Genomic DNA, 18,749 nt, shown 5'->3' with positions numbered 1-18,749 from the left:
GCGCAGTGGCTTCCACAGCTCGACCTCGCCCGGCGGCCCACCGATCAACCGGGTAGGACCGACGAACTGATCACCGCGCGAGGCTGTACTCATCGCTGCGATCACACCCGGTTGCGCGGCGCTGTCCACTGTTCCCGCGATGCCGATACGAGCAAGAACACCGATGAGCCGTCTTCCCGCAGAATCTTTCGGACGCCCCAGACCCGGTTAGGCCGCAAGCAGATTGGTCGGTGAAATTCCGGGATGGGCCATGTTGCTGGTTATTCCCCATCCACCGGCCCTGCTGCGTGCGTCGAGTTCGCGGGCGAACAAGGCCACCGCGAGCTTCGACTGACTGTATGCCTTCATGACGTCGTAGGAACGCTCCCAGTTCAGGTCGTCCCAGTTGATGGTCCCCGATCGCGCCGCGATGCTCGTCCGATGGGTAACTCGAGCAGGACCGGACCCACGTTCGAGGCGGGCGTAATAGTCGGTCGACATATGACACAGTTCGGCGACCTCCTCGCGCCGAAGGCCCCGCGTTCGCCTGCGCTGTCCACGTGGAAGGCCGATGTCCTCGGGCTGCAAAAGACTCGCGTCGCCGCCGCAGAAAAACGGCCAACTCCGGTCGATCGATCACCGAAGACCTCCTTCCGTCGAACGCGGGTGCTGCTTCCGCAATTGTGCCCTCTCCGCGGTGGCTAGTGTCGAACGATGAGCGCTCCCTTGACGATCGTCACCGGTGGCAGTCGCGGAATCGGCGCTGCGGTGTCCCGACGGCTGGTGGCCGACGGGCACGACGTGGTCATCGGCTACCGCTCCGATTCCGCTACCGCGCGAGCAGTGGCAAACGAATTGTCGGCCGACGGCAGAACGGTGATCGCCATTCGAGCCGACACCACCGACGAGCAGGCGGTGATCGATCTGTTCGGCGCTGCCGCCGAGATCGGCACTGTCACCGGTCTGGTGAACAACGCCGGCTCGGCGCGTGCCATAGGGATGCTGGCGAACAACGACATCGAGACCATCAGAGCGGACCTCGACGTGAATCTCGTCGGGGTACTCACTTGCTGCAAGTACGCGATCGCGGCAATGGCCGAATGGGGTGGCTCGATCGTGAACATCTCCTCCGCTGCCGCGCCCCTGGGCAGTCCGGGAACATACGTCCACTACGCGGCAGCCAAGGCTGCAGTGGATACACTGACCGTCGGCTTGTCCAAAGAGGTTGCTTCGCTGAATATTCGCGTCAACGCGGTGGCACCCGGAATCATCGAGACCGACTTCCACCGAGATCGACGACGGCCGCAGAAGATGGCGTCGAGCATCCCCCTCGGCCGCCCCGGTGTGCCGGACGAGATTGCCGGTGCGGTGTCGTGGTTGCTCTCCGCCGATGCTCGATATGCCACCGGAACCGTCGTTCGGGTGGCCGGCGGTATGTGAACGCCTCGGCTGCCACTAACGAGGTGCGATGCGGTGCAGTTCGACTTCGCCGAGCTCTCCGTTCTCGGCGACGGCAGTCACGTACGTGCAGAACGGTTGTCGACGCCGATCCGTCGGCGATCCAGGGTTGAGCAGCCGTAGCCCGCTGTCCGCGAACGTGTCCCACGGGATGTGACTGTGGCCGAACACGAGCACGTCGGTCTCCGGGTATGCCGCCGCCATGCGTCGTTCACGTCCCGTCGCGGCACCGGTCTCGTGCACCACGGTGAACCGAACCCCGCCGAGCACCACGTCGGCGCGTTCGGGCATCAGCTCCCGCAACTCGTCACCGTCGTTGTTCCCCCAGCACGCAACCAGTCGACGCGACCGCTGCGAGAGCTCCTCGAACGCAGCCAGATTCACCCAATCACCGGCATGGATCACCACATCGGCGTCGTCGACGGCGGTCCACACCTCGTCGGGCAGTACGCGAGCCCGCTTCGGGAGATGAGTGTCAGCAATCAGCAGCAACTTCACCACTCGATTGTGCACGTCGTCGATCGACTACCGCACATAGACCGCAGTGCGGTGTCCCTCGACGACGTGGACGCGAACCGGGGTGTCGAACACCTCGCTCAGCACGTCGTCCTGCATCATCTCCTCAGCAGTGCCCGTGTTGACGATGATGCCGTCACGCATGGCGACGATACTGTCGGAGTAGGCGGCGGCGAAGTTGATGTCGTGCACGATGAGCACGATGGTCTTGCCCAATTCGTCTGCAGCACGACGCAACTGCTTCATCATCAGCACCGAATGCTTGAGGTCGAGATTGTTCAGGGGCTCGTCGAGCAGAAGATACTCGGTGTCCTGGGCCAGCACCATCGCCACGAACGCTCGTTGCCGTTGCCCGCCGGAGAGTTGATCCAGAAATCGCCCTTCGAGGGCAGCCAGATTCAAGAATTCGAGGGCGTCGTCGATGCGCGCCTCGTCCTCGGGACCGAGTTTCCCCTTCGAGTGCGGGAACCGGCCGAACCCGACCAGCTCACGGACCGTCAATCGCGCGGTGATGTGGTTCTCTTGGCGCAGGATCGACAGGTGCTTGGCGAGTTCCCGAGACTTCGCGACGCGAACGTCCATCCCGCCCACGATGATCGTCCCCGTGGTCGGGTCGAGCAATCGCCCGATGACCGTCAGCAAGGTGGATTTTCCTGCTCCGTTCGGCCCGACGAGAGAGGTGATCCCGCCCTTGGCAATGGCACCGGTGACGGGACCGAGAACGATGGCGCCCTGATAGGACTTGGTCACATCACGAAAGTCGATCACAGCGTCCCCCTACGAAGAATCATGACCAAGAACAGGATGCCACCGGCGAATTCGATGATGACGGTGAGGAACCCGCCGGCGTAGAAGATGTGCTGCATGACGAACTGCCCCAGTAGCAAGGTCAGGAAGCCCAGCAGGAACGCCATCGGGAGGACGTAGATGTGCTTGTAGCTGCCGGTCACCTGGTAGGCCAACGTCGCCACGATGAAACCGAAGAATGTCATGGGTCCCACGAGAGCCGTCGAGAACGCCACCAGCAGCGCAATGAGCATCAGCATCGACATCAGTTCGCGCTTGTAGGACACCCCGATTCCCATGGCTGCCTCCCGGCCGAGCAGCAGTGCGTCCAAGTGGCGTCGGCGCTTCCACAGCACTACTGCGGCGAACAGGCACACCCCGAACGCCAACGGCAGGTAGTCGCCCTTCACGGCGCTGAGTCGGCCGAACAGTTCGACCGACAGCATGTCGTATTCGGTGGGTGAGAGCAGGCGTTGCAGAAACGTCGAGATGCTGTCGAATGCCAGTCCGAGCACAACGCCGACGAGCAGCATCAGGAACAGGCTGCCGAGCTTGCCGGAGAACAACCAGCCGTACAGAACGGTGGCGAGTGCGACCATCAATGCCGTCTGGGCCAACAACTTCGAGATGCCCTCGGTGTTGGCGATGACGGTGCCACCGAAGACGAACACCATGAGCGTCTGCATCAGCGTGTACAGCGAATCGAACCCGATGATCGACGGTGTCAGAATGCGGTTGTTGGTGACGGTGTGAAAGACCACCGTGCCGAGGCCGTGTGTGAACGCCGCAACGGCCATGGCTCCCACCATGTTCAGCCGCCGGGGAAATGCGAAGGCGAACGAACCGCGCACGAACAGGAACAGGAAACACACGACGGCGATCGCCACGATCACCGACAGCACCGCCAACCGCATCTTCGGTGTGAAGCGCGACGCCTCCGGTCCGCGCGGTATCGGTCCGGTGATGCGCGGGCCCACACGGGAACTAAGCACTGACATACCGGCGCTGCCTCACGATCAGAACGATGAACACCACTGCTCCCAGAACTCCGAGAACAACCGATGCGGGAATTTCCATGGGTGCCACGACTGTTCGGCCGACGAGATCGCAGGCCAACAGCAGACCTGCGCCGACGAGTGCGACCCAGGGCAGGTTCTTGCGAACGTCGTCGCCGAGCATCATCGACACCAGATTGGGCACGATGAGTCCGAGAAACGGAATGAACCCGACGACCACCGTGGTGACGCCCGTGGCCACGGCGACCATCGCGACGCCGACCAGAACGATCTGCTCGTACCTCATCCCGACGTTCGTGGCGAGCTCCTTACCGAGTCCGGCCACGGTGAAGCGATGCGCGAGCAGGTATGCCAGCACCGCGATGACGATCACCGCCCACATCGGTTCGTAGAACCCTCGCACTATCCCGCTGAATCCGCCGGACCGCCAGGCCGACATCGCCTGCAGGAGATCGAAAGTCCCGGCCAGGAACGTGGTGACGGCCCCGACGACGGCACCCAGCATGATGCCGACGAGCGGAACCACCAATGTGGTCCGGACCGACAGCCGCCGGAGCACTCCGACGAACAACAGCGTGCCGACCAGCGCGAACACCGTGGCGACGAGCATCTTGGTCATCGGCGGTGCGTCGGGCAGCACGATCAAAGTGGCCAGGACACCGAGTCCGGCCCACTGCGCCGTGCCGGCGGTGGTGGGTTCGACGAACTTGTTCTGGGTGATCATCTGCATGATCACCCCGGAGATGCTCATGGCCATGGCTGCGAAGATCAACGCCAGAGTGCGCGGAACCCGCGAGATCAGGAACATGTTTCTGGCCGCGGGATCGTCGATCATCGTGGCGAGACTGATGTCGTATCCACCGACGAGTAGTGACGCGACGGTCAGCAGCGTCACTACCCCCGCGATCGCGGCAAGCAGCAGTCTCTTGTTCGTCATGTCGGTGATCCGTCGTACGGAGTTCGCCCGGCCTACGCGGCGTTCTCGAACGCGTCCGAGATCGACTGGAACGCTTCGGTGTACGCCTGGATGCCCTCGCGGGTGTAGAAGAACGGATCGAGGTAGATGATCTGGTCCTCGGTGGTGAAGGTGGTCTCGGCGAACGCTTCCTGTGCTTCGAAGACAGCCTTGGCCGGGGACGAACCCGGCTCACCGGCTGCGGCGTCGCGGTCCAGAACGATCACCCAGTCGGGGTTGGCCTGGGCGATGGTTTCCGGTGCCAAACCGGAATCACCGTGAACGTCGCCTGCCTCGCCGGCGAACACGTCGGTCAGCGTGAGGGGTTCGAGCAGACGGCCGATGCGCTGAGCACCGTTGTCGATCTTGCCGCCGTTGACGTTGGCGAGAAATACCGTCTGTCCGGTGGTCTGCGCCGCAGCAGAAGCCTCGGCCGCGTCGAGGGCCGCGATGATCTCGGCCGCTCTGTCCTGCAGACCGAAGATGACGCCGAGCGTCTCGGTCTGAGTCTTCAGCGTCTCGACGAAGTTCTCGTCGTTGGGCGAGATGTCGATGGTCGGCGCGATCTGGCCGAGCTCCTCGGTGTATTCCTGGAATCGATAGCCGCCGATGATGAGATCCGGTTCTGCTTCGCTCACCACTTCGAGGTTCGGTTCGCGATGGGTGCCGACGTCCAGGATGGCGTCGTTGTCGATCCACTCCTCGAAGCCCGTCGACGGCATGATGGGTTTGGGAAGAGCCACCGGCTCGACACCGAACGCCCGAAGCGTCTCGAACGAGGTGTTGTCCAGTGCTGCCACGCGCACCGGATTTGCCGGAACCTCCATGCTGCCGTTGTTGGTGTCGACAGTGACGGTTGCGGCGTCGGCAGACTCGCCCGTGGTCGAATCGGTGCTGCACGCACCGAGGACGAGCATCGAGGTCGCGGCGGCTGCGACGAGTAGACGGGGGGCGCGGAACGTTCTCACTTCGGTGTACTCCATTGCTCGATGTTTACCGGGGCTTTGGTTGAGCAGTAAAGTAGCACTTAGGCAAGGCTATGCAAATTCGGGCTCTTCGGTCAGCGGAAATCTCTCGATCTGGACGCAACGCGCAGATCCATCAGCTGCAGATGATCGGCCACCACGGTCACCGCGCCCTCGGCGTTCTGCACTTTGCCTCGAATCAGCAACGCCGGAGCGGTGATCGCCAGCTTGCGGTACTTGGCCCACAACCCGACCGAGCACACCACGTTGACCATGCCGGTCTCGTCCTCGAGGTTGATGAACGTGACGCCTCCGGCAGTTGCCGGCCGCTGGCGATGCGTCACCGCTCCGCCGACGAGCACCCGGTCGCCATCAGGAATCTGCAGCAGCCGGTTCGCGGGAACCACGCCCAGCGAATCGAGCCGATCTCGAAAGAACTGCGTGGGATAGGAATCCGGCGACACCCCGGTTGCCCAGACGTCGGCCGAGGCCAGATCGAGATCCGACATTCCCGGTAGCGCAGGCGCTTTCGTCGACGCACCGATACCAGGAAGCAGGCCCGGACGCTCCCCCGCTGCCGCGCCCGCAGCCCACAGTGCCTCTCGGCGAGTGATGCCGAAACACCCGAGTGCGCCGGCCGTGGCCAGCGCTTCCGCCTGTGCCACCGACAGTTCGACGCGTCCCGTCAGATCCAGGAACGACGTGTACGGCCCGTGTGCGCCTCGCGCGTCGACGATCTTCTGAGCCACTGCGGTCCCGATGAACTTCACATCCGCCAACCCCATGCGAATCTCGAGGCCGCCCGCCTCGAGGTTCGCATGGCCGAGACTGGCGTTCACGTCGGCACCGTGAACGAGCACACCGTGCCTTCTGGCGTCGGCGACCAGAGATTGCGGTGAGTAGAAACCCATCGGTTGAGCACGCAGCAAACCGGCACAGAAGGCAGCCGGATGGTGCAACTTGAACCACGACGAGTAGAACACCAATGAGGCGAAGCTCTGCGAATGACTTTCGGGGAAGCCGAAATTGGCGAAAGCCGACAGCTTTTCGTAGATTCGGTCCGCTGCCGCACCGGTGATGCCGTGAAGATCGCGCATCCCGTCGTAGAACCGTCCGCGCAGCAGTTCCATCTTCTCCGGTGATCGCTTCGACCCCATGGCCCGGCGCAGCTGATCGGCGTCGGCGGCACTGAAACCGGCGACATCGATGGCCATCTGCATCAGCTGTTCCTGGAACAGCGGTACGCCCAGAGTTCGATCGAGCGCCTTCTTGAGCGACGGATGCTCGAAGATCACCGGCTCGAGTCCGTTGCGACGCTTGATGTACGGGTGCACCGAACCACCCTGGATCGGACCGGGACGAATCAGCGCGACCTCGACCACCAGATCGTAGAAGTTCCGCGGCTTGAGCCGCGGCAGAGTGGCCATCTGCGCACGCGACTCGACCTGGAACACCCCCACCGAATCGGCTCGCTGGAGCATCTCGTATACCTCGGGCTCGGACAGGTCGATCGAGGCGAGGTCGATGTCGATGCCCTTGTGCTCGGAGATCAGATCCATCATGTAGTGCAATGCCGAGAGCATGCCGAGCCCGAGCATGTCGAACTTCACCAAACCCACTGCGGCACAATCGTCTTTGTCCCACTGCAGCACACTGCGGTTCTCCATCGTCGCCCATTCCACCGGACAGACGTCGGCGATCGGCCGATCGCAGATCACCATGCCACCGGAGTGAATGCCCAGGTGCCTCGGGAAGCCCTCGATCTGCCGCGCGAGTTCGAGAACCGACTCGGGAATACCGTCACCTTCCTGATCACCGATTCCGGACCAGCGGGTGATCTGCTTGCTCCACGCGTCCTGTTGTCCCTGTGAGAAACCGAGCGCGCGGGCCATGTCTCGGACCGAGGACTTACCGCGATAGGTGATGACGTTGGCCACCTGAGCGGCATGGGTGCGGCCGTACTTGGCGTAGACGTGCTGGATCGCCTCTTCCCGACGATCGGATTCGATGTCGATGTCGATGTCCGGCGGCCCGTCGCGTTCGGGCGCGAGGAACCGCTCGAACAGCAGCTTGTTGGCTACCGGGTCGACGTTGGTGATGCCGATGGCATAGCAGACGGCGGAGTTCGCTGCCGAACCTCTTCCCTGACAGAGGATGTCGTGTGTCTTGCAGAAATGGACGATGTCGTGGACCACCAGGAAGTAGCCGGGGAATTCGAGCCTCTCGATGATGTCGAGTTCGTACTCGAGCTGCGAATAGGCCGCCGGGTTCGCCGACTGCGGTCCGTACCGGCGAGCGGCTCCCTCGAAGGTGAGGCGACGCAGATAGCTGATCTCGGTGTATCCGTCGGGCACCTCGAACGGCGGCAGGCGCGGCGCGATCAACTGCAGATCGAACGAACACTCACGACCGAGCTCGACGGCACCGCGCACCGCGCCCGGATAGTGCTGGAACAGCTCCGCCATTTCCCCCCCGGACCGTAGGTGTCCGCCGCCGGTCGGTGCCAACCAACCGGCAGCCTCGTCCAAGCTGCTCCGTGCGCGCACAGCGGCCATCGCCATGGCCAATCTCCGGCTACGCGGACTGGCGTAGTGCGCAGCCGTGGTGGCGATCGTCGGCAGGTCGTACCGCCGAGCCAGCGTCGCAAGAGCGTCGTTGCGCTCGTCGTCGTCTGCGACGCCGTGCCGGGTGAGTTCGACGGTGACACGATCGGATCCGAACCGGTCGACGAGAGTGCGCAGCGCGGCCTCTGCCGCCTCCGGACCACCACGCGTGAGCGCCTGCCGAACGTGACCCTTCCGACAGCCGGTGAGGATCTGCCAGTGCCCACCCGCCGATTCGGTGAGCTCGTCGAGGTCGTACTGCGGCTTACCTTTGACCCCGCCTGCCAGATGCGCAGCAGCGATCCGACGCGAGAGCCGGCGATATCCCTCCTGGCCGCGAGCGAGCACCAGCAGGTGAGTGCCGTCGGGATCCGTCTCCCCGGCTCTGGATCGATGGGTGTCCAGCGAAAGCTCGGCACCGAACACGGTTCCGATGCCGAGAGCTCTGGCCGCCTCGGCGAACCGCACGACTCCGTAGAACCCGTCGTGGTCGGTGATGGCGATGGACTCGAGACCCAGGCGCACCGCCTCCTCGACCATCTCCTCGGGCTGCGAGGCACCGTCGAGAAAGCTGAATGCCGAGTGCGCATGCAATTCCGCGTACGGCGTTGTCGGGCGCACCGGCTCGTGATGGCGAGGTCCCTCGTAGGCTTCTCGCTTCCGGGACCAGGCCGGGCTGTCGCCGCCGTCGCCCTCGGCCATCGGCTTGGGCCGTCCGGACAGGACGCGCTCCATCTCCGACCACGTGGGTGGTCCGTCGTTCCATCCCATCGAGCCCACCCACCTTCACGCACCGTCTCATCGAACACTTGTTCTAATGAGAACACGAGGGTCCGACACGGATCAACTACAGTCGAATCGCCACTGACCCTTTCCACCGAATCCCTTTCACAGAGCCGGAGCACAGACGTGACGCGTTGGGCCTCGTTCGTCGTATCGCACAAACGATGGGCACTCGCAGTTGTCGTCGCCGTCGTCGCAGTCGGCGGCGTCTTCGGACTCGGTGTCTTCTCGAAACTGAGCGAGGGCGGTTACGCCGACGCAGGCAGCGAGTCGTCCGAGGTCGCGCGGCTGGTGCAGGGCATCGGCCAACCGACCCCCGACATCGTTGCGATCTACACCGCCCCCGAGGGCAGCACGATCGACGACATCGGACCGCAGGTGCAGGCGACGCTCGACGAGTTCAGCAGTCGATACACCCTCGGCAATGTCAGCTCGTACTGGAGCGCAGACCCGATCAGCAGGGAATTCCTGGTCTCCAAGGACCGAACCAAGGCGCTGGCGACGGTATCCCTCGGAGCGAATTCGGGTGTCACGTTCAACACCTTCGGCGAGCTTCCACCGCAGCTCGCCGTTCCCGGCATCGAATCGCAGTTCGCCGGCGCGTCGGTGGTGGGGGTATCACTCAGCGAAACCCTCGAACGCGATCTGATCCGCTCCGAGATCATCGCTGTTCCCATCACACTGCTGCTGCTGATCTTCATCTTCGGCGGGGTGGTCGCCGCAGCGGTTCCGGTGTTCGTCGGCATTCTGAGCGTGCTGAGCTCGCTGGCGATCCTGCGGGTGCTCACCGAGTTCACCGAAGTCAGCTCGTTCTCGATCAACGTCGCGTCGTTGCTGGGACTCGGCCTGGCCATCGACTACGGACTGTTCATCGTCAGTAGGTTCCGCGAAGAACTGCGCGGTGGACTGACGCCGATCGACGCGACCATCCGCACCGTCGCCACCGCAGGCAAGACCGTCGTATTCTCGGGATTGTTGCTGATCTGCGCGTTCGCCGGGATGCTCGTTTTCCCGCAGGCGGTGATCCGATCCCTCGGGTTCGGGGCCATGGCCGCCGTCGCGAGTGCGGCCGTCCTGTCACTGACCGCGGTCCCGGCATTGCTCGCGATTCTCGGTACCCGCATCAACTCCTGGACGTGGTCGCGCACCGCGTCCGATCGCAGTGATGCACGCGCACACAAATTCTGGGGCGGCGTCGTCACCCGCGTGATGAAGCATCCGGGCATCGTCGCTGCCGTCATCGTCGCCGGGTTGCTGATCATCGCCACCCCGATCCTGAAGGTCTCACTCGGCGAGGTCGACTACACGGCGCTGCCGAAGGACAACCCTGCGCGCATGGCATTCGAGACTCTCGGTTCCGACTTCGAGTCCACCGGCGAGGGCGCAACCGTGGTTCTGCGCGGCCTGGACGGCGTCAAGCCTCAAGGCGCACCGATCGCGGCACTGACCTCCGCTGTGGAATCCACGCCCGGTATCGCCCGCGCCGAATTCCTGGGTTCCAAGGACGATTTCGTGACGTTGCAGGCGTCGTACAGTGAACCGACCGACGGGCTGAGCGAGGCCGAATCCCAATCCGACGCAGTCTCTGCTCTGCGCTCGATCACTCCCCCGGACGGCACCGAGATCCTCGTCGGCGGCGGACGAGCCAACGTCGACGACGGCAATGCGGCGATCGCGAAGTGGCTACCGGTGATGATCGCCATCATGGTCGTCTCGACGCTGGTGTTGCTGTTCCTCGCGTTCGGATCGATCGTGCTGCCGATCAAGGCGGTCCTGATGGCCGGACTGAGCCTGGCTGCCACCTTCGGCGCACTCACGTGGGTGTTCCAGGAGGGCCACGGCGCCGGCCTGCTCGGCGTCACCCCCGGACCGCTCGAGTCGACGTTCGTGGTTCTCATTCTCGCGGTCATCTTCGGCTTGTCGACCGACTACGAGGTGTTCCTGATGTCGCGCATGGTCGAGGCTCGCGCGGCTGGAGCGAGTACCGAGGACGCCGTGATCTTCGGCGCTCAACGCACCGGACGCATCGTCACTGCGGCGGCGTTGATTCTGATCGTCGTCACCGGGGCCTTCACGATCTCGGGTCTGTCGATCATGAAGTTCCTCGGCGTCGGAGTCATTCTGGCCCTGATCATCGACGCGACGATCATCCGTATGTTGCTGGTTCCGTCCTTGGTCAAACTCATGGGTGAGGCCAATTGGTGGGCACCCACCTGGATGAAGAAAGTGCACGAAAAAGCGGGTATCGGGCACTAGCACCAGAACTTACTTCGGAGTAAGGTCGGCTCGCATGGCGAACTACATCGTGACCGGCGGTACCGGGTTTCTCGGGAAGAACATCCTGCCCAGGCTGTTGGAACGTGATGCACTCGCCGCGGTCCACGTACTGGTGCGTCCGCAGTCGGTGGCCCGCCTCGAACGACTGGCACAGCACCTCGACGGCGGAGACCGAATCCACCCGCTGGTCGGCGACCTCACCGAGCCGGAGCTCGGACTCCGAGACGTGCCTACCGATATCGACCACATCCTCCACCTCGGGGCCGTCTACGACCTGACTGCAGGCGACGAGCAGACCCCGACCAACGTGGCCGGGACTGCCGCGGTAATCGACCTCGCCGAGAAGACCGGGGCCCGCCTGCACCACATCTCGTCGATCGCCGTTGCCGGAGACTACCGAGGAACGTTCTCCGAGAACGACTTCGATCTCGGGCAAGGCTTTCCGACGGCCTACCATCGCACCAAGTTCGAGTCGGAGAAATTGGTCCGCGACAGCACCGCGGACTGGCGGGTCTACCGGCCTGCTGCGATCATCGGGCACTCGGAGACCGGAGCCATCGACAAGATCGACGGCCCCTACTACTTCTTTCCGTTCTTCGCACAACTGGCCAAGCTGCCTTCCGTGCTACCGATCACGGTGCCGAAGATGGGCAGTACCAACCTGGTACCGGTCGACTACGTCGCCGACGCCATCGTCGAGCTCGTACATCGAGACACCACTCCCGGCAGCGTGTTCCATCTGGTCAATCCGGCACCTCAGTCGATGGCGGAGGTCTACGCCGCATTCTCGTCGGCAGCCGGATCTCGCGCGAGAATCATCGACGTACCCGGGGCACTGGTCGCTCCCGTCGTCTCCCCCAAATCCAGGGCCGTGCGCAAACAGCGCAACGCCGCCCTCCGCGATGTCGGTGTGCCACCGGTGATGCTCGAACACCTGACTCTGCCCACCGTGTTCGAGTCGGCATCGACACAGAAAGCGTTGCAGGGCAGCTCGATCACGCCACCACCACTACGAACGTACGCCGATCGCGTGTGGACGTACTGGCGGGAGAACTTCGACCCCAAGCGCAACCGCCGAAACGACCCACGCGGGCCGCTGTTCGGCCGTCACATCGTCATCACCGGTGGCTCGTCCGGAATCGGCCGAGCCAGCGCCGAGGCGGCTGCCCGCAAGGGCGCGGTGGTCATACTGCTCGCGCGCGGTCAGGACCAACTCGACGAGGTGGTCGAGCGCATCCGCGAATCGGGTGGCACCGCCTACGGCTACTCGTGCGACGTCACCGACACCGAATCGGTTGACCAGACCGTGAAAACCGTTCTGAGCGAACACGATCACGTCGACATGCTGGTCAACAGCGCCGGCCGATCCATCCGCCGCGCACTCTATCGATCCACCGATCGACTGCACGACTACGAGCGCACGATGGCCGTCAACTACTTCGGGGCCATTCGACTGGTGCTGGCACTGTTGCCACACATGCGCGAACGCAGCTTCGGACACGTCGTCAACATCTCCAGCGCTGCGGTCCTGGGACACCCTCCTCGATTCTCGGCCTACGTGGCCAGCAAGGCCGCGCTCGACGGTTTCACCGATGTCGCTGCCGCAGAGACACTCTCGGACGGAATCACGTACACCACGATCCACATGCCCCTGGTCGACACACCGATGATCACCCCGACGGGCGACAAGAACGTCGGCCCCGTGTTCTCACCGGAGAAGGCTGCCGCCATCGTGATCAGAGCACTGAGCGACAAGCCCAAACGCATCGACACACCGCTGGGAACACTCGGGCAATTCGGAGCCATCTTCGCCCCCAAGGGCAAAGACCGCACGATGCACCAGCACTACCGTACGTTCGCCGAATCCGCTGCCGCCAAAGGCGAAATGCCGGTACCCATCGAGGATGGGAAAGTGCCCTACCGAGTCCGCCCGTACGACCCGAAAGCTCCGAGCGCACGCATCGGCAAAGTGATCCGGCGTGTCGGCAGATTGGTACCCGGCACCAGTTGGTGACGAGTCAGTCCCAGGTACCGCCAGTGTCCACAATTTCCATTTGCGATCGCGGTCCCGTGTGTGGTCGCACAGAGTGGACACTCACGGTGGTGGCTACTACGCAGAATCCTCGCCGCTCACGTAGACGCGGATCCAGAACATGCTCGTCATGCCACGGCGTCCTGCGCGAAGCGGCGGTGGAACGACGCGTCAGACAGGGGCGATCGGTGCTGTACGTACGCACTCCCCTCGGGGCGAGTTGGTCGAACGACAGGGGTAGTGCTGTCACAAGGTTCAGCGCAACAGAGCCTTAGCCCACACTCGCAGAAATCCCTGACTCAGGTACGCCAGTGAGCCGATTGCCAGTATCCATTTGACGGAGCTGACCACGGTGGTGGCGCGCACAACGGTGTCGGTGATCTGTTCGCGGTTGTCGACCAGCATCAGTCCGACGATGTTCTCGATGTAGTCGCCGGCAGCGGAGGCCACGGGCGCAACCGCCAATGCCGTCGTCGCCGCGGGGCTCAGTGACGTCTTCGCCGCCAGGCTGCGTCCGCCGGCCCTGAGTGCGATGGCGTAGATCGCCGGATGCACGAAGTCGGGCAGATAGTGGCTGCGGAACCGAGCGATCTCAGTCTCGTCCATGCTCGCCAGGATCTGCCGGTAGCGCTCGGCGGACCACGCCGTCTGTACCTCGAGCACTTTGGGAGCTGCGGGGCCGAGGAGTCGGGCGATGTTGGCCTGGGATACGACGAACAACGCCGACCAGCCCAGCATTCTGCGATCGAGCGAACCGAGAGTCATGCCTGCAGACCCTAATGCGTCAGAAACGGGAGAACGGCGGCCTCGAACGCCGAGTAGCCGTCGCGATGGATGCTGTGTCCGGTGCGAAACGCTTCGACACGGCAGGTCGGAATCTCGGCGACCATCGCGTCGAGCCGAATCGGATCGACCATGCCGCCGGGACCTCCGCGAAGCACCAGCGTCGGAGCAGTGATGTCGGCCAACGACGCCCACCACTGCGAATTCGGCCGACGGAACTGCTCGAGCGCGGTGGTGGTCATCGAGCGATCGAAGGCGAGTACCGCGCGGGGATGCAGAACGACGCTGGTCGCTGCGTGCCAGAGTTCGGTGACCGACGGCATCTTGCCGGTCAGTGTCGGCGGTGCGTCCCCAGGCCGAATCGGTATCGGGAGCTCTTCGAGGACCAGACGGCGGACGAGCTGCGGGCGACGTTGTGCGACGAGCGAGACGGCGTATCCGCCGAGGGAATGGCCGACGAGATCGACTTCGGTGAGCCCGAGGTGGTCGAGTAGGGCCAGCAGGTCCGCGCCGAAAGAGTCGAACTCGTACGTCGACGTGTGCGCGCTCTTGCCGTGCCCGCGCAGATCGACAGTGATCACCCGGCGGCCGTGCGTGGTCAATGCACGGCCGAACCGATCCCAGGTTGTGCTGTCACCGCCCATGCCGTGCACCAGCATCACCGGTGCCGAATTCGAGTTCGCATGCCCCTGCGGGGTGAACGAGCGATACGCGATATCGACGCCATCGAGGTCGACCGTCTCCGACATCATCTGCATTCCCTCGAATGTAGCGGTGCCGCTATTCGTAGATTCCTTCCACCCGCCACCGACCCTCGTCGAACACCAGCAGCAAGGCCCTTTCGTCGTCGAGCACCACCTGGGCTCGCGCCGTCGGACCCGTCGACGCGTGGCCGCTGTCCCACCATCGCTCGTCCACCGGCCACGGTCCGGCCAGACCCGTCAGTTCCCATTCCTTGGTGCCCCAGCGCAATCGCGACGGCGGCGTATCGAACACACCACGATCGGTGACGCCGATTCCGGTTCCCGCCCGATTCATCAGCGTCACCGTCGGACGGGTCTCGATCACTGCCGCCGGAGCAGGCTCGGGCAGCCGTCCCGGCCAGGGATCCGACGGATCGGACATCGGCACCAGTTCGTCGCCGAGGGGACGCAGCGTGATCCGCTCGGCCGGCCCGCGGCCACCACTGAGCACACCGCCCAGCACCGATTCGCCGCCGAGCAGACCCTGCACCCGCACCAACGCCCGCCGCGCCCTCTCGTCCTCGTCCCCGACACTGCCCCACAAACCCAGCTGCAGCTCACCGGCCGCCACCACCTCGATCGGTTCGAGTCGCAGGACGGTGATCGCGGACGTCGGCTTGTTCTCGCTGCGCCCGGTGATCCAGCCGTCGAGTTGCCACCGCACTCGGTCGGCTGTTCCCTCCGGTGTCAACGGCTCCGCGCACCGCCAGGTCCGCGACAGATTCTCGCCGTTACCGGTACTGGCATGCACCAGCAGACGAGTGCACGCGACGGCAGCGGCAGCGAGCTTGGTGTGCAGCTGCTCGGCCAGGCCGCGCCCGGCGAACGCAGCTGCGTCGACCCGATCGATCGGTGGATCGCACAGGTACTCCACATCCAGGTCCGGCGGTACAGCCCTGGCCGACGGCGGGCGTTCGGGCTCACCTCGGGCACTGCGGTGCGCCAACACGGCATCGGTACCGAAGCGCGACGCCACATCCCCCGGGGACAGTGCAGCGAAGTCGCCGATGGTTCGTAAACCCAAGCGCCGCAACAGATCCACCAGCTCACCGCGATCGGCAGCGGACATGCTCGGTTCCGCCGAGAGTTCTGCCACCGGCAACGGCGCGAGAAAGCCTGCACCCCCGCCCCGCGGCACCACCTGCGCATACCGCGCGGCGACCACCGCGGTGGACAGCTCGTCGGCGATACCGATCTGACATTCCACACCGGCAGCCGACGCTTCGTCGATCAACCGTTCCGCAGCCCGATGCTCGGTACCGAAATACCGTCCGACGCCGCGGGCAGAGAGAACCAACAGGCCCGGTCGCAGCACTTCCACTCCCGGCGCAATGGCGGCGACGGCCGAAACCACGGGCTCGAACAGTCGCGCATCACGATCGGTATCGGCGAGAGCGACATGCACATCCGGGCACCGCGCCTGCGCTTCCCGCCGGCGCAGGCCGCGCTTGATACCCGACGCCCGTGCCGTCGCCGAGCAGGCAACGACCCGATTGGCCGAGGTGACGACCACCGGATGCGTCGCAGGCAGATCGGCCTGAGCCGCTGCTGCAACAGCGGGCCAATCGGGACACCACAGCGCGAGAACACGGCTGGAGCGGTCGATGCTCATGTCGAGACCGCGATCGACAATGGATTCTGCTCGCGCTCCTCGGCATGCCACTCGATACGGCCGTTCTCCGAACGGAGGTCGAGTCGAACGGTGCGCGGCCGCATCGCCTTACCGCGGGCGCACACCGACAATCGGACGCCGCGCAGTCGGCCGCGGCCCAGCTCCCGGCCCGTGCCGAGGCCGTCGTATCCGTGCACCGATGCGTCCAGTCGTAGCTCTGCCCCGTCCCAGTGCCCATCGGTCACCAGCAGCGTCGAACCCTTGCTACGCGCTCTGGCCACCACCGCCCTGGCCCGAGTGGGCGATACCGACAGGCCGCCGAGACCGAGTACGACGAGGTCGACACCGTCGAGCAGAATGGCCGCCACTTCTACCGGGTCGGGACCGGGATCGGGAATCAGGGCCAGCTTGCTCAACTGTGCGCCCATCTCCACCGCGGCCAGAATCCCGAAACGAGGTTGCCCGATGACGGCGACATGCCCACCGGCACCGGTCACCGCAGCCACCAACCCGATCAGGAGCGAGCCTGCACCGGACACCGAGGCCACCGTTCCACGCACCAGGCCGCCGTGCGGTAGCACCTCGATCAGCGCAGCCGGCACCGGAAGAACGGGCCGTTGACGGGTTGGACGCTGCGTCGACGGTTCCGGGTGCACGGGCTCGACGGAGTCCGAATTCTCGATGCGCACCGACGCCGTTTCGCCCCGGGAAGGTACGGCAGCCATCCGGCTACGTAGCAACGCCACGCGCTCCGGCAGCGACAACCCGTCGAGCACATCCGGCGTGACGGAAGCTCCCGATACAGTCATGTCACTCCCCTTCGCGGCGTAGAAAATCGACCCGAAACTTCGGTGTTCGACGAACGCGGGAAGTGGCGTATTCGAACACAATTTCGATCTGCACTCAGTAAAGCCGCTCGGACGGCAACTCGTCAAGGTGATGCCGAAGCCCCTGGTAGATGCCTCCGTTCCGCGGCTGCAGGCACGTCTCGCCATCGTCCACTAACCTGTGGACGTGACGGATCAGCAGCGTGTTCGACGGGGCGTCGGGCCCGACTACCTCTTGGCCGGCAGATACCGCCTTGCCGGCAAGCTGGGAGGTGGAGGCATGGGCGCGGTATGGCTCGCCACCGACACACTTCTGCACCGACAGGTGGCCGTCAAACAGGTCACGTCCACCACTCGGTTGACCCCACAGCAGGCCGTGGAAGTACGCAACCGGGCCATGCGCGAGGGTCGTATCGCTGCCCGACTCTCCAGCCCCCACGCCATCGCGATGCACGACGTCGCTCTCGTCGACGGCGAACCGTGGTTGGTCATGGAATACCTGTCCTCACGCAGTCTCGCGCAGGCACTCGGCACCACCGATTCGCTACCACCGTTCGAGGTCGCTCAGATCGGCGCACAGATCGCCGACGCACTGACCGAGGCGCACGAGGCCGGAATCGTGCACCGAGACATCAAGCCGGGCAACATTCTGATCGCCGATCGCGGCAAGGATCTGGGCATCGTCAAGATCAGCGATTTCGGTATCTCCCGGGCCAAGGGTGACGTCGAAGAGGCCGATGACAGCGTGATCACCGGAACCCCGGCATATTTCGCACCCGAGGTCGCACGCGGACAGGATCCCACCGCGGCCAGCGACGTGTTCTCCCTCGGGGCAACGCTGTACACCGCTATCGAAGGCAGACCGCCGTTCGACATCGATCACGATTCGATCGCACTGTTGCACCGAGTTGCCAAGGGGCAGATCATCGCCCCCACCCGCAGCGGGGATCTCACCGGCCCGCTGCTGCACATGCTCGAGCCCGATCCTGCCCGACGCCCCACCATGGCGCAGGCCCGCGACGAGATCATTCTCGCCGCTATCAGCAAGCGCGGCACCATTGCTCAGCTGCGCGGGGTGCCCCTGACGTCTGCGGACGGAGTGGTTCCCGCATGGGCGAGGCGCTCCACACCGGTGTCCGAAAATCGCCGTCCGTCGAGGGAGTTCGGAAGAACCATCGCCGGCCTACCGGCCGTGCAACCCGGTGAGAGCCAAGCCAATCCGGTTCCGTCGACGTATTCGCCACCACCGTTCGACCTGACGAAGAAGAAGAGGAACCCGATCGACGACGTTCTGATGCGCATCGAGGACACCATCGGCGACCGAACGTCGATTCCGTCGACCGTCGTTCTCGCGGCACTCGTGCTTGCCGTGGTGATCGTTCTGATTCTGGTGATCGCCCTGCTGCTGTAGTCG

14 protein-coding genes and 1 pseudogene are annotated in these 18,749 nt (G+C 64.4%); 4 read left to right on the top strand and 11 right to left on the bottom strand.

Features of this window, described 5'->3' with window-relative positions; genetic code table 11:
* Positions 1–435 precede the first annotated feature (435 nt).
* A pseudogene (locus MTX35_RS26000) lies at positions 436–619 on the bottom strand (helix-turn-helix domain-containing protein); the annotation flags it as partial.
* Positions 620–693: 74 nt separating this feature from the next.
* Between MTX35_RS26000 and MTX35_RS09945 the strand changes: the two are divergent.
* Entirely contained in the window at positions 694–1,419 is a 726-nt protein-coding gene (locus tag MTX35_RS09945) for an SDR family NAD(P)-dependent oxidoreductase (RefSeq protein ID WP_243594798.1), read from the top strand.
* Positions 1,420–1,434: 15 nt separating this feature from the next.
* Here MTX35_RS09945 and MTX35_RS09940 read toward each other — a convergent pair whose 3' ends face one another.
* The 6 genes from MTX35_RS09940 to MTX35_RS09915 form a co-directional block, all read right to left on the bottom strand.
* The gene (locus tag MTX35_RS09940; RefSeq protein WP_243594797.1) at positions 1,435–1,935 is read right to left on the bottom strand and encodes a metallophosphoesterase; all 501 of its coding nucleotides are present in this window, start codon (positions 1,933–1,935) and stop codon (positions 1,435–1,437) included.
* 27 nt (positions 1,936–1,962) lie between these two features.
* Entirely contained in the window at positions 1,963–2,721 is a 759-nt protein-coding gene (locus MTX35_RS09935) for an ABC transporter ATP-binding protein (RefSeq protein ID WP_243594796.1), read from the bottom strand.
* Positions 2,718–3,737 (bottom strand): iron chelate uptake ABC transporter family permease subunit, encoded by a 1,020-nt coding sequence (locus MTX35_RS09930; RefSeq protein WP_243594795.1) that lies wholly within the window; start codon positions 3,735–3,737, stop codon positions 2,718–2,720. Before MTX35_RS09930 ends, MTX35_RS09935 begins: the two co-directional genes overlap by 4 nt.
* Positions 3,724–4,692: an ABC transporter permease gene (locus MTX35_RS09925; RefSeq protein WP_243594794.1), complete on the bottom strand. Its 969-nt coding sequence runs from the start codon at positions 4,690–4,692 to the stop codon at positions 3,724–3,726. Before MTX35_RS09925 ends, MTX35_RS09930 begins: the two co-directional genes overlap by 14 nt.
* Positions 4,693–4,724: 32 nt before the next feature.
* Positions 4,725–5,693 (bottom strand): siderophore ABC transporter substrate-binding protein, encoded by a 969-nt coding sequence (locus tag MTX35_RS09920; RefSeq protein ID WP_243594793.1) that lies wholly within the window; start codon positions 5,691–5,693, stop codon positions 4,725–4,727.
* A gap of 77 nt (positions 5,694–5,770) precedes the next feature.
* The gene (locus tag MTX35_RS09915; RefSeq protein WP_243594792.1) at positions 5,771–9,049 is read right to left on the bottom strand and encodes an error-prone DNA polymerase; all 3,279 of its coding nucleotides are present in this window, start codon (positions 9,047–9,049) and stop codon (positions 5,771–5,773) included.
* Between the two features lie 138 nt (positions 9,050–9,187).
* Between MTX35_RS09915 and MTX35_RS09910 the strand changes: the two genes are divergently transcribed.
* Both MTX35_RS09910 and MTX35_RS09905 read left to right on the top strand, forming a co-directional pair.
* Positions 9,188–11,317 (top strand): MMPL family transporter, encoded by a 2,130-nt coding sequence (locus tag MTX35_RS09910; RefSeq protein WP_243594791.1) that lies wholly within the window; start codon positions 9,188–9,190, stop codon positions 11,315–11,317.
* Positions 11,318–11,351: 34 nt separating this feature from the next.
* A complete protein-coding gene (locus MTX35_RS09905) occupies positions 11,352–13,352 on the top strand; it encodes an SDR family oxidoreductase (protein WP_243594790.1) in 2,001 nt (666 codons plus the stop codon).
* A gap of 273 nt (positions 13,353–13,625) precedes the next feature.
* Here the strand turns inward: MTX35_RS09905 and MTX35_RS09900 are convergent, their stop codons facing one another.
* Genes MTX35_RS09900 through MTX35_RS09885 form a run of 4 tightly spaced genes read right to left on the bottom strand, consistent with a single transcriptional unit; the run spans position 13,626 to position 17,317 of the window.
* Positions 13,626–14,135 carry a hypothetical protein gene (locus MTX35_RS09900; RefSeq protein ID WP_243594789.1) on the bottom strand — a complete coding sequence of 170 codons (510 nt, stop codon included), beginning with the start codon at positions 14,133–14,135 and terminating at the stop codon, positions 13,626–13,628.
* A gap of 11 nt (positions 14,136–14,146) precedes the next feature.
* Positions 14,147–14,911, bottom strand: coding sequence for an alpha/beta fold hydrolase (locus tag MTX35_RS09895; protein WP_374230270.1), 765 nt, complete (start codon positions 14,909–14,911; stop codon positions 14,147–14,149).
* Between the two features lie 22 nt (positions 14,912–14,933).
* The gene (locus MTX35_RS09890; RefSeq protein ID WP_243594788.1) at positions 14,934–16,508 is read right to left on the bottom strand and encodes a DNA polymerase Y family protein; all 1,575 of its coding nucleotides are present in this window, start codon (positions 16,506–16,508) and stop codon (positions 14,934–14,936) included.
* Positions 16,505–17,317 (bottom strand): hypothetical protein, encoded by an 813-nt coding sequence (locus tag MTX35_RS09885; RefSeq protein WP_243594787.1) that lies wholly within the window; start codon positions 17,315–17,317, stop codon positions 16,505–16,507. The genes MTX35_RS09890 and MTX35_RS09885 overlap by 4 nt, the downstream gene beginning before the upstream one ends.
* Before the next feature lie 199 nt (positions 17,318–17,516).
* Between MTX35_RS09885 and MTX35_RS09880 the strand changes: the two genes are divergently transcribed.
* Complete coding sequence (locus MTX35_RS09880) at positions 17,517–18,746, top strand: serine/threonine-protein kinase (protein ID WP_374230269.1); 1,230 nt, start codon at positions 17,517–17,519, stop codon at positions 18,744–18,746.
* The last annotated feature ends 3 nt before the right edge of the window (positions 18,747–18,749 follow it).

Origin of the sequence: Rhodococcus sp. ARC_M12, assembly GCF_022810385.1 — a bacterium.
Classification (GTDB): domain Bacteria; phylum Actinomycetota; class Actinomycetes; order Mycobacteriales; family Mycobacteriaceae; genus Rhodococcoides; species Rhodococcoides navarretei.
The sequence above is the reverse complement of the archived record's forward strand: the minus strand, read 5'-3'. Positions and strand labels throughout refer to the sequence as shown.

Coding starts and splice junctions, on each gene's coding strand:
- MTX35_RS09900 (WP_243594789.1), bottom strand. CDS start 14,135: ATGACTCTCGGTTCGCTCGATCGCAGAATGCTGGGCTGGTCGGCGTTG.
- MTX35_RS09895 (WP_374230270.1), bottom strand. CDS start 14,911: ATGCAGATGATGTCGGAGACGGTCGACCTCGATGGCGTCGATATCGCG.
- MTX35_RS09890 (WP_243594788.1), bottom strand. CDS start 16,508: ATGAGCATCGACCGCTCCAGCCGTGTTCTCGCGCTGTGGTGTCCCGAT.
- MTX35_RS09905 (WP_243594790.1), top strand. CDS start 11,352: ATGGCGAACTACATCGTGACCGGCGGTACCGGGTTTCTCGGGAAGAAC.
- MTX35_RS09885 (WP_243594787.1), bottom strand. CDS start 17,317: ATGACTGTATCGGGAGCTTCCGTCACGCCGGATGTGCTCGACGGGTTG.
- MTX35_RS09930 (WP_243594795.1), bottom strand. CDS start 3,737: ATGTCAGTGCTTAGTTCCCGTGTGGGCCCGCGCATCACCGGACCGATA.
- MTX35_RS09925 (WP_243594794.1), bottom strand. CDS start 4,692: ATGACGAACAAGAGACTGCTGCTTGCCGCGATCGCGGGGGTAGTGACG.
- MTX35_RS09920 (WP_243594793.1), bottom strand. CDS start 5,693: ATGGAGTACACCGAAGTGAGAACGTTCCGCGCCCCCCGTCTACTCGTC.
- MTX35_RS09915 (WP_243594792.1), bottom strand. CDS start 9,049: ATGGGATGGAACGACGGACCACCCACGTGGTCGGAGATGGAGCGCGTC.
- MTX35_RS09945 (WP_243594798.1), top strand. CDS start 694: ATGAGCGCTCCCTTGACGATCGTCACCGGTGGCAGTCGCGGAATCGGC.